Annotated in this window: 11 protein-coding genes and 1 pseudogene; 7 read left to right on the top strand and 5 right to left on the bottom strand. The window is 45.3% G+C overall.

Annotated elements, in window-relative coordinates; translation table 11 throughout:
• Together AC58UU_RS39675 and AC58UU_RS39670 are read left to right on the top strand one after the other, a co-directional pair.
• Positions 1-110 (top strand): YjcZ family sporulation protein (locus AC58UU_RS39675; protein ID WP_497323004.1); only part of this gene is annotated, 110 nt, incomplete at its 5' end.
• A gap of 328 nt (positions 111-438) precedes the next feature.
• The gene (locus tag AC58UU_RS39670; RefSeq protein WP_238166370.1) at positions 439-549 is read left to right on the top strand and encodes a YjcZ family sporulation protein; all 111 of its coding nucleotides are present in this window, start codon (positions 439-441) and stop codon (positions 547-549) included.
• 383 nt (positions 550-932) lie between these two features.
• Here the strand turns inward: AC58UU_RS39670 and AC58UU_RS39665 are convergent, their stop codons facing one another.
• The 3 genes from AC58UU_RS39665 to AC58UU_RS39655 all read right to left on the bottom strand — a co-directional run bounded on the left by AC58UU_RS39665 (position 933) and on the right by AC58UU_RS39655 (position 2,766).
• Complete coding sequence (locus AC58UU_RS39665) at positions 933-1,196, bottom strand: hypothetical protein (protein ID WP_497323000.1); 264 nt, start codon at positions 1,194-1,196, stop codon at positions 933-935.
• Positions 1,184-2,212 carry a hypothetical protein gene (locus AC58UU_RS39660; protein ID WP_497322999.1) on the bottom strand — a complete coding sequence of 343 codons (1,029 nt, stop codon included), beginning with the start codon at positions 2,210-2,212 and terminating at the stop codon, positions 1,184-1,186. The genes AC58UU_RS39665 and AC58UU_RS39660 overlap by 13 nt, the downstream gene beginning before the upstream one ends.
• 302 nt (positions 2,213-2,514) lie before the next feature.
• Complete coding sequence (locus AC58UU_RS39655; protein ID WP_497323003.1) at positions 2,515-2,766, bottom strand: hypothetical protein; 252 nt, start codon at positions 2,764-2,766, stop codon at positions 2,515-2,517.
• A 229-nt stretch (positions 2,767-2,995) separates the two neighbouring features.
• Here AC58UU_RS39655 and AC58UU_RS39650 point away from each other — a divergent pair, with 229 nt between their 5' ends.
• The 3 genes from AC58UU_RS39650 (at position 2,996) to AC58UU_RS39640 (ending at position 6,246) form a co-directional block, all read left to right on the top strand.
• Positions 2,996-3,157: a hypothetical protein gene (locus AC58UU_RS39650; protein WP_497322998.1), complete on the top strand. Its 162-nt coding sequence runs from the start codon at positions 2,996-2,998 to the stop codon at positions 3,155-3,157.
• Between the two features lie 433 nt (positions 3,158-3,590).
• Positions 3,591-5,492: a TOMM precursor leader peptide-binding protein gene (locus AC58UU_RS39645; protein ID WP_497323002.1), complete on the top strand. Its 1,902-nt coding sequence runs from the start codon at positions 3,591-3,593 to the stop codon at positions 5,490-5,492.
• A gap of 667 nt (positions 5,493-6,159) precedes the next feature.
• Positions 6,160-6,246: a YjcZ family sporulation protein gene (locus AC58UU_RS39640; RefSeq protein ID WP_497323001.1), complete on the top strand. Its 87-nt coding sequence runs from the start codon at positions 6,160-6,162 to the stop codon at positions 6,244-6,246.
• 346 nt (positions 6,247-6,592) lie between these two features.
• On the opposite strand, the gene AC58UU_RS39635 is transcribed toward AC58UU_RS39640, so the two are convergent.
• Positions 6,593-6,727, bottom strand: coding sequence for a hypothetical protein (locus tag AC58UU_RS39635; RefSeq protein ID WP_497322997.1), 135 nt, complete (start codon positions 6,725-6,727; stop codon positions 6,593-6,595).
• 180 nt (positions 6,728-6,907) lie between these two features.
• On the opposite strand from AC58UU_RS39635, the pseudogene AC58UU_RS39630 reads away from it, so the two are divergent.
• Positions 6,908-7,684 (top strand): annotated as a pseudogene (locus AC58UU_RS39630) (lactonase family protein); the annotation flags it as partial.
• A 225-nt stretch (positions 7,685-7,909) separates the two neighbouring features.
• Here AC58UU_RS39630 and AC58UU_RS39625 read toward each other — a convergent pair.
• Complete coding sequence (locus AC58UU_RS39625; RefSeq protein WP_497322996.1) at positions 7,910-9,484, bottom strand: multicopper oxidase family protein; 1,575 nt, start codon at positions 9,482-9,484, stop codon at positions 7,910-7,912.
• 324 nt (positions 9,485-9,808) lie between these two features.
• Here AC58UU_RS39625 and AC58UU_RS39620 point away from each other — a divergent pair, with 324 nt between their 5' ends.
• Positions 9,809-10,510: a cysteine hydrolase family protein gene (locus AC58UU_RS39620; protein WP_497322995.1), complete on the top strand. Its 702-nt coding sequence runs from the start codon at positions 9,809-9,811 to the stop codon at positions 10,508-10,510.
• The last annotated feature ends 59 nt before the right edge of the window (positions 10,511-10,569 follow it).

Below are 10,569 nucleotides of genomic sequence, written 5' to 3'. Positions count from 1 at the left end.
TGGGAGCAGTAGGTTATGGTGCAAGTTGTGCAGGTTACGGTTCAAGCGCAGCAGCTATTTTGGTTCTTTTTATTCTTTTGGTTATCATCACATCAGCTTTTGTATGGTAATTCCTTAATCCAACCCAAAAAACAACTACAAAAACGGCCGCGAAATAAAATACGGGCCGTTTTTTTTTCGTTGTTCTTATTATAAAAAAAGTCACCCTTAATCTTAATCTCTGCTCGGCTATTTTGAAAAATGCAGATCGGGTTTCCAGTGGTACAAATTCACAAACACCAACATAGCTGCCGTCATTCACCTGAAGGACCATCCGAATTCTTTTTTACGAATGCCGGCTATTCCAACACTCAATTTGGTTCATACGTCCAAGCAATTACTATTTAACGAACATATTTTATACCGTAGTGACAAATCACCAGAGGGGAATGAGTAAACATGGGAGCAGTAGGTTATGGTGCAAGTTGTGCAGGTTACGGTTCAAGCTCAGCAGCTATTTTGGTTCTTTTTATTCTTTTGGTTATCATCACATCAGCTTTTGTATGGTAATGCCTTAATCCAACCCAAAGAACAACGAGAAAAAACAGCCGCGAAATAAAATACGGGCCGTTTTTTTCGTTGTTCTTATCATAAAAAAGTCACCCTTAATCTTAATCTCAGGGTGACTTTTTTATGGTAAATGAAGGGTGAAATATGAGATGAGCATGAGTGGCTGTGGAGTTGCTGTCACTCACCTGCAGGGACCATCCGAATTTTTTTTACGAATGCCAGTTATTCCAACACTTAATTTGGTTCATACGTCAAAACAATCACTATTTAAACCAAGAGTCGCTTACGGTTCCGTTCCAAGACCTGCAAGGCGGACAGCAGAACATCCGATTTTAACATCACTTCACATGAAGGGATCTCAAAGATTAGCGGCAACTGTTCTGCTAGACGCACGGACAATACCACCAACACTTTCGATGTGAGGCAAGCCGATTGGTATTGTGCCCCTCCAACAAAGCCTGTTGCAAAGCATCCCGCAACGCCAGGGTCACATTCAAGCCTACACCGCCATACCAACGATCACTTGTACCGACCCACATCATAGGGAATCCGGATACTTCCTCTCCTAAACCAATCATTGGTGCTCCCTTCATCGTCGTCAGCGCCTGCAAATAAAACTGGCAGTGTTTATTCTCTATTGTAGACAAGAAAGACAGAAGGCAACTGACATGCCTGTCGCTTCCCCAGTACCTCGGCCAATGCCTTCCGCAACCGTTTCTCCCGCTCCAACGCCGATAAATTCCTGCTGGTCTATCCTGTTGCACACAGATTCCTGATAGGATGGAAGCGTCGAAACGAGCAGGCAGGCCATTCGCGACACATACGCTTCAATCCCGGCCAGCCCCGCTTCCCGCCTCGCTCCCTCATGCGTCAAATCTGAACAAATAATGTCTAGCAGAAGCCCAGCCGGCCCTTCCGTTAGCGGATCGACTGCCTGAACGCGACACTGAGAGAGCGGTAGCTGCTTTAAATCTCCCTCCTCCCAAATATGGAAAATCCCTGATTCAGCCGATGTCAACCGGCTGAAGTAAGGAAGCAATCCGTTCTCACTTTTGCTTGATCTCCGTTCGAGCTGCAGATCGAAATCGTGAATCCATTCAGCTGCGTTACGTCCGGTCACAAGCGGATGGGGCATGAACGAATGCCATTTTCCTTCCAATGTCTCCAGATCAAGCAGGAAGAATTGATTACTTTGTTCCGCATCGTTCGCTCCCGTAATCTTTTTCAATAAATCAAACACGATCACATTCGCTAACATCGCTCCCGCTGTGGAAGAAAAGGTGTGCAGCTGAGGGGCTTTATAAATCGCAGATTCGTGAATGCTGCGAAACGCTGACTCCCAGCATCCCTCAAAGTCCGGATGCACTAGCGGACCCGCCAGACCCACCTGCAACAGACACACTGCTGGAAGAAACACCTTCTTCTCCTCCCTGCAAACCGCGTGAAGAACCCGCAGTTCCTCGATATCACCCTCCTGTGACACAAACAAAATTGAATCAAACGGCCTCACAGCCTCCCGCCAACTACTAACCCCTTCCTTCTCCAGGGTAACTTCCTCTATTGTCACCTCGGGGTCCGTTTTACGGGCATGAGCCGCCAGTTCTAGCATCCGTTGCCGATCAGTCGGCTCTGAGCCAGAGACTAGTACGTGAAACTTGGGCATTCCGGATACAAGCAGCGCAGAAATGACCGAGATGTGGAGTGTCTTGGCTCACATCTTGAACAAAGCCATTACGATACAACATTTCTGCAGTTCTATACGCCTGGTTCCGGTTCAAATTTGTCATTTTATTCCTCCTCCGTAATTCCCGATCTGCCCCAACTCTTCACAAGTAATCTTATGTACAGCTATTTGTCCCTCATGTCAAACGAAGCATACTCGAGGAGCCTAACCATATATAAAAACTTCAATAAAAAAAGGGCTGCGCCGAAATAAATCTTTCGGTGCAGCCCCCTTATTTCATTTTACCACCAGAATCCTGGACCACCGAAGCCGCCAAAGCCGCCGCCAAACGGGAACCCGCCAAAACCACCGAAAGCAAAAGGTTCAGTACCGATGGCTAAGAGATCAAACAATACCAATGGGATGATCGCTTTAACCTGTACTTTTTTACCTTTTTGTGGAGCTACAATCAATGTGTTTCCGCTAATTCTGACCAATTTGCCTGATACGCTTGTTCCGTCTTTTTTCAGTGCCATAATTTGTTTACCGACCATTTTACGAACGTCCTCTTTCCGAATTTGGGATGTCACGAACGTCCACCTCCTTCTGCCACCATAGATACATTGCTATACAATATACTCCTGTGCAGGTACCATCGATTGGATACCTGTCCACCTATGCATAAAAACAGTCGTTTACCTACAAAAATGCCACTTTTCCAGTCCATAAATTACCAGAGCCTCCGCTTGAAGGCGATCCTTGAATACGGAGGTCTACTCCCTTATGAAGGAAAAAGAATCCTTTGAGCTATCCGAGATGTTTCCGGGTCGCTGTATGTCAACACTTAGGGAGCTTTTTGAATGGAACATCCACAGCTCTGAAAATTCATTATTATTGTTCTCTTTAGATATTATCGGTTTACCAAAAAAGGAAAGTACAGAATAAAACTGTACTTTCCTTTTTTGATGATCAATATGTTAAATCCGCTTTGGGGTTATTATTGAAAAATTGTAAGCACCTAGTCCAATACGTGCATATACTAGTCATCACTAATATATAATGAAATCATCTCCACCGACCTAACAAAACAAGAGCAACTACGTCTGTTTGAAGAGATTAAAGATACCTTATTTCCTGCTCCCAAGATTCATGGATTACTGGCGATATCCGAGAAGTCAGTTGGTATGCCTTTATTGTGGGAGTTTAAGTGTGAAGCTATGAGACTCATTTTTTGGAATCCGAAAAGATCGGGAAGCAAACCATGATAACAATCATAGGGGCTACCGACCGGCAGTTCCTTCTCTTCAGCCTCGGGGAGATTAGCGGAGAAACCCGCCGAAACGAGTGGGGCACATTGCTGCGAGATGAGGTGATCTGCTTGAATGCTATCATATCAGTTGTCGGAGAAGGTTTATTGGCCGACTTCGTATGCGGAAAGCTATTGGACTGTTATCAGGTCGTTCGACAGACAGATTTCACTTCAGACATACCGAAGGCTGCGAAATTGGTTGTGGTACTGCACGATGACTGGCCTTCCTCCGGATACTTCGAGGCTGAAGAGGCGCTGCAGCAGACCGGCATCCCGTGGCTGCGGGGCTTTATTTCAATGGATGAGGTCATAGTCGGACCTTTGGTTCGTCCGGGTGTGCCGGGATGCTCCCAGTGTGCGGATAACCGGCGTTTCACGGCGTCGCCTGGGGACATACAACATACCGTAAGATCTTCGCCTGCAGGACTTTGGCATGCAGCTCACTTGCTGATTGCCGAGACGCAGCGAGTGCTGCGGGGCAGCCGAGCCCATACGGAAGAGCATATGTATATCGTTAACCTGAAGACTCTGAATAGCTCGCTCCATTTCATTCTGCCTGACCCGCTTTGTGAGGTGTGCGGCCGCTTGCCCGACGATTCATCGGCGGCGGCCAACATTTCGCTCAAGCCGAGACCGAAGATAAGCGCCGACAGTTACCGCTGCCGTCCGATAGACGACTTGAAACAACATTTGGCCAAAGACTATATGGATTCCCGGACCGGCGTTTTTAATGCCAAGATGCTTGACCTCGTGTCGCCGTTTGCCGGGGTGGGGGTCAATCTGCCGTTGTTTCTGATGGGAGATGAGGTAACGGGAGGCCGCAGCTTTTCTTATGCGGAAAGCGAATTGACCGCGATCTTGGAAGGATTGGAGCGACACTGCGGTATAACCCCCCGCGGCAAACGGACCGTAATCCACGACAGCTTCAACCGTGTTGCGGATCATGCGCTCGACCCCTCCAAGGTTGGGTTATATTCGAAGGAACAGTACGCGCAGCCTGATTTCACGTTCGAACCGTTTGATCCCGACCTCCCGATCGATTGGTTATGGGGCTATTCGCTAGTGCGGAAGTGTCCGATCCTTGTTCCGGAGAGTCTCGCTTATTACAGCTCGGGATTCGGTGGCGGCTTTGTCCAGGAAGGCTCCAACGGGTGTGCGTTAGGCGGAAGCTTGGAGGAAGCCGTCTTGTACGGAATTTTGGAAGTGGCGGAGCGCGACTCGTTCCTGATGACTTGGTACGCGCAGTTGCCTATCCCGCGCCTGGACCCCTATTCCGCTAACGATCTGGAACTGCGCCTCATGGTCGAAAGGCTGCGCGCAGTTGCCGGATACGATGTACATTTGTTTAACATGACGATGGAGAATGGGATTCCGAGCATTTGGACGCTCGCGAAAAGCATCAGCCCCGGGAAGATGAATCTTATCTGTGCGGCGGGAGCTCATTTGGATCCAGTACGGGCCGCGAAAAGCGCCATTCACGAATTGGCCGGCAGGCTGATCTTCCTGCAAGAGAAATTTGAGGCGGGCCAGGAACATTTTATGCAAATGCTTGACGATCCGTTTCTCGTAAGGCAAATGGAGGATCATGTCATGCTGTACGGTTTGCCGCAAGCAGAGGAACGGCTGCAATTTTTGCTGGACGGACAGCGTCCGCTCAGAACGTTTGACGAGGAGTTTAAGAGTAAGGCAAGTCATGCGGATCTGACTCATGATCTGAAGGACACGATCGAGGTGTTTCGCCGCTTGAACCTCGACGTGATCGTGGTGGATCAGTCGTCGCTGGAAACGCTGCGAAACGGGCTGCATTGCGTAAAAGTTCTGATTCCGGGAATGCTGCCAATGACGTTCGGACATCACTTGCAACGCTTGACGGGGCTGAAGAGAGCGCTTAGGGTGCCGGTGGAGCTTGGATATGCGAAAGAGCCGCTGACGGCCGGTCAACTCAATCCGCATCCGCATCCGTTTCTATAAGACGTGAAGGATCAGTATGCCAACCCCATAATATCGTCATCTGATGCTCCTTAATTACCAAGGTTACGAATAATAAGTAGTAGCACATAGAATATGAAAAATAATGGCGCATTTGTCCTGAGCACATACCACTTTGCAATTAGCAGTAAATGTTATCCATTAGCGGAATGACCCAACGCTGCATTCTAACGTATACTTCTTCCTTCATTCGCCATAAAACCAAGACAAGAAGAAAACACCGCAAAGTAAAAAAGATCTCCTGATTATGGAGATCTTTTTCCTTTTTAAATACATTGTACGATTCAACGAGCACCTCAAACTTGATTTTTGGGAATACCATTTAAACTTGGTACATAATCAGAGACATTGTCGCTGGTTAGGGTTTGTTCTTCTTCAAGGAAACTAGCGTTATTCTGTTGATTGAAAGCCCTTGGAGAGAAATCATACAAACCTAGTGATTTCAAATGGGATGATGCGTATTCATTCTGCAAAATTGCCAGAAAGATAGATTCGCAATCTCAATATAATTTTCCCGATCTATGGAGACAGCTCCATTCCTCCATAGGTAACGTCGTTTACTCAGGTAACTTCTATTAATTCAAATGTCCAAGCACCTTATAAAATAGTTTCATATTATGATATATCTTGATAGAAAGGGGGAGAAAGTATGAGCTTCTTAGGTCTTCATACTTCTACTGCTACGATCTTGGTTCTTTTCATCCTTCTCGTCATTATTTCTCGTATGGTATGGTAATTTTATATTAACCTAGTTGAACGAGTAGCCTAGAAAATGTAATCTAGGCTACTCGCTTTTTAATTAATAATCCCAATAAGATCATTTTTTCTATTTCCTCGCTACATTGAGCTATAGTTCCTCGTTAGAGCTTAATCACGCGTATGAGTTGCTCGAAACCTTGTCTCGTTTGGGGCGATAACTCGTCGGCAACAGATTCGCCATCTTTCAGTACGAACGCTATCAATGCCCACAACAAGATGTGAAGTAGTAATGTGTTGCGTATCTACCCTTCGACAAACCCATCATACCGAGGCGCTCCCTTTTTGACAAAGCCCATTTCTTAGGCTATACAGGAATGTTTATCTTAATGATTAATTCGTTTAACGGACATGACACTGAGGCCACGGTCCCTGGCGTAGAAGTAAACACTCGCTTCCTGCTGGATCGTTGGAGACACCGTCTCGTAAACCACAATGAGTCCAGTACATACTGATTCCACCACTCCTCCTGGTCGGTTTTTCAACACAAACCTGGGAAAGCATTATGTACCCCCACAGACTTACTGCGGGGCATTGTTCTAGGCTCAGATGAATAATATTAAACGATTGCATAATCTAAGGCGGAGCAAAGAACTAGAACTACTCTAGGGAGGAATTTCATAAAATGCCGACATCAATAATCGGAAGGTGCTCAGCCAAATAGCGTAAATGTATTCGGTAATCTTCTTTATGTTTCAAATGTGGGTAATGCCGCCAATAATTTTGCATCCAATATCACTGGTTTTCGCATAGAGGATAACGGACGTCTTACTTATATTCCGGGGTCCACCCATTCTCTAAGTACGATCAATGCTCAGCCTGCGCAGGTTTTATTCACTCCAGATGGCATTAAAATCGTTGTAACTGAGTTAACTACAGACCGTCTCAGTGTATTCCATGTTAATAAAAATGGTACTGTTACAGGACCAATCATTAACGATTCTAACGGTACGAGACCGTTAGGCTCTTGTTTCCTATCCTCAGGAATCCTTTTAGTAACGGAAGTAGCTTCTAGTGCGCTGTCATCATATTCAATGAGTGACAACGGGCTGCTTAATGTTATCAGTGGCTCCGTACCGAACGGCCAGAAGACAGCATGCTGGGTTGCAACTACGAGGAATGAACGTTTTGCATATACCACCAATACCTTAAGTGGCACAATATCCACTTACCGTATAGATGACAGTGGAGCGCTAACGGTTCTCGGGCATATTACAAGTACACCAGTTGGCGCACCTACTGGTATACCAATAGATGCTGGAGTGAGTAAAGATGGACGCAATTTTTACACCCTTAACGGGAATCAGGGCACAGTCTCAGTATTTAATATCAAGGATGATGGTAGCCTAGTCAGATTGCAGGTTGCCACATCGACCAACTTTCCGTACTTTGGATCGCAAGGTTTAGCTGTTCTTTGATTCTGATTGGTCCACATGCTTCTATTCAATCATTTTTCAAATATTCTGGTGAACGCTTAACTATCCTGCCCTTTCGTATTATGAGGTCACCAGAACCTTCTGGTCGACCTCTTATTTCTTTTGGTCGTAAGATAGCGGTAGCCGGGGATCGAACGTTTCTGCCCGTGGGACTTGGATCCCGAGAGCTATTCAGTTCACGTTATGCCGGCAGCCTGTGTCATGGTGCTATCGTTTCCCGTTAAACATTCTCATTAATATATTTTTAAATCTATTTTTTTTCTTCACGATTTCAAATGGTCGCATCATATCGTAATCTTCATGTTCGAGCATATGACAATGCCATACAAAAAGTCCAGCGAAAGGATCGAATCTCGCGATAAAAGAGGTAACGTAACCAGCGGGAGCACGAATGGTATCCTTAAACCCCCTTTCGTTAGGTTCAGGAGGAACTACAGGCCCTGTAAACTTAAGTTCTCCTGTGGCTTGGAATTGAGCAACGTCAAAAGGCTGGCGCTCTAGAATTTGCATGTCAACGACATGTAGATGTATGGGGTGGTCATCAGTTGACAGATTTATTAACCGCCATATCTCAACAGTTCCTAAGTCCATTTTCTCGGATATAGGATCATTCCACATTTTACTGTCAATTAAATTAAGCGATCTTCCATATTCATCCTCCACCCTAATGAGTGTGAGATCTCTTGTTCTTGTTGACATCTCTCTAGAAAGGAAATCAATTTTCGTTAATTGATCCGGAAGCGAACTGGTATCTTTGCCTTTTAACGGAGTGGTTACTCTAAACTGTATCACATCGGTTGTTTCGGGGGAGGCACCCTTGAAGACATTTTTAAGAATGATCGTCTTGCCAAAGGATCGAGAAAAATCAACGATCACATCCGCACGTTCGGTCGTTAGAAGGAGGATCTCATTCATTTTCACTGGTTTCTCCAATAATCCGCGATCGGTTCCAATTTGATAAAATGGCTGTCCAGAGTCCAGTTTGAATGTCATGGCTCGACTATTACAGTAATTTAACATGCGAAATCGGTATTTTCTCGGTTCTACTTCAAGATAGGGGGATACTTTGCCGTTTACCAAAATGTAATCTGCGTCAAAAGGTGTGACGATTGAAGGATAAGGAAGACGATGATTTTTTTTATCAGGAGTAGCAGGGTAAAAGAGCGAACCATCCGGGTTAAACGAGCGATCCTGAATCATAAGAGGGATTTCATATTTTCCCACCGGTAGATTCAGGGATTGTTCATGCTTATCACGAATGATAAAAAAACCTCCAAGTCCCGCATAATTGTTCAATCTAGTAATACCCATGGTGTGGTCATGATAAAATAACGTAGTGGCTTCAAGGTTGGGATACTCGCATACTTTTCTTTGAAACATAGGTCCTGTTTGTTCAAAATTTCTTGTAAACCAAGCATCAGGGTATCCATCACTATGATCATGTTGTTTTCCACCGTGTAAATGAACCACAGTCCTAACCTGTGGAAGTGTTTTTTCTGCACCATGAATGGTCGTATCGATGGGTAGAAAATGCTTTTTGGGCAGATCATTCATCCATTTGACATATGTCGTTTCATCCTTTATCACGTCGAAAGTTGGGCCCGGGTACATTCCGTTATAACCCCATAAGCGGGTAGGCCCTAGATCACGATGTAGTTTTTGGGTAAATTCCCTCATGGTCACTTCATAATACGAACCTTTCTTGTCTCGTTTTATCGGGGAAATGGTTTTGGGAATCGGCAGTTTATCGACGAATTTTTGAAGTTTTACTATTACGGGCATATGAGTGGAGACCTCCTCACGGTTAATACCTTAAGAAAGCATATGAACGACAGATGTCCCACTATGTTTAATTGTCGATTTTTCCTTAGTCTATTCCAAAACAATTGTAAGCCTGGAATATTTTCCTCGGAAACCATGAAACTATCCCGACCTTTAGTTGAGCGACGAACCTTTATTACGGGAACGCTACAGACAGAGCTATCGGCAATATCATTTAAGGATTATTGGAATGGGCATGACTATACTTAAATCGGTTCCCGCCTCACCTTTTCCTATCTGCGTACATAATCTATTATCAAATTAGCGGCCCAGAGGTGGATTAGGATGATCTATTGTTGTCCCCAGTACGGTGTTTGGCGTGAATACTGCACGCCATGTAGTCACTGGCTTCGTGTGAACTATTACGCTGGAAGAAAGGATTCAACTATCATAGATGAATGGAACGCTGTTCCTGCTCCTCCTCCCCCTCAGCTGCAATCCGTTTCAGTGGACCCCAAAACAAGTGCACTCCTAGTTTTGGATATGGAGACCTCTATATGCAATAATCCTCGCTGTATTGCCTCCATCTCTACAATTAATCAACTATTGGTGAGAAGTCGTGAATGGGGCATGCTAGTCGTCTATAGCCTTACACGTACGGGAAGCCTCTCGGATATTGCCGCGCAGATTGCCCCCTTGCCAAGTGATCCTGTTGTGAAATCAAACGTTGATAAGTTCTACAAAACTGATTTAGAACAAATATTGCATGAGCATGGCATTAAAACCGTTCTGATTACCGGTTATGCCGCTAATGGCGCAGTCCTTCATACAGCCACTAGTGCTGCATTCCGGGGATACAATGTCATTATTCCAGTTGATGGAATGTCAGCTCTCAATCCTTATGCTGAACAGTATACCGCTTGGCATATGTTAAATAGCCCTGGAACCCGAAACCGGGCCATTTTAACAAAAATAAATCTAATCTGCCCATTAGTCGTTCATGCAGCGCAAGACCAGCGCTGCACCACAGAGGATGAAAATGGATAAAATCCGTCAATACTTCTACTACGGCTGGGTGAGGAAGGTCGATCAACTATGGTGCGTTA

The organism is Paenibacillus sp. JT22N1, from assembly GCF_059692155.1.
Note: the sequence above shows the minus strand (reverse complement) of the source record. Positions and strands in the feature narration are given on the sequence as shown.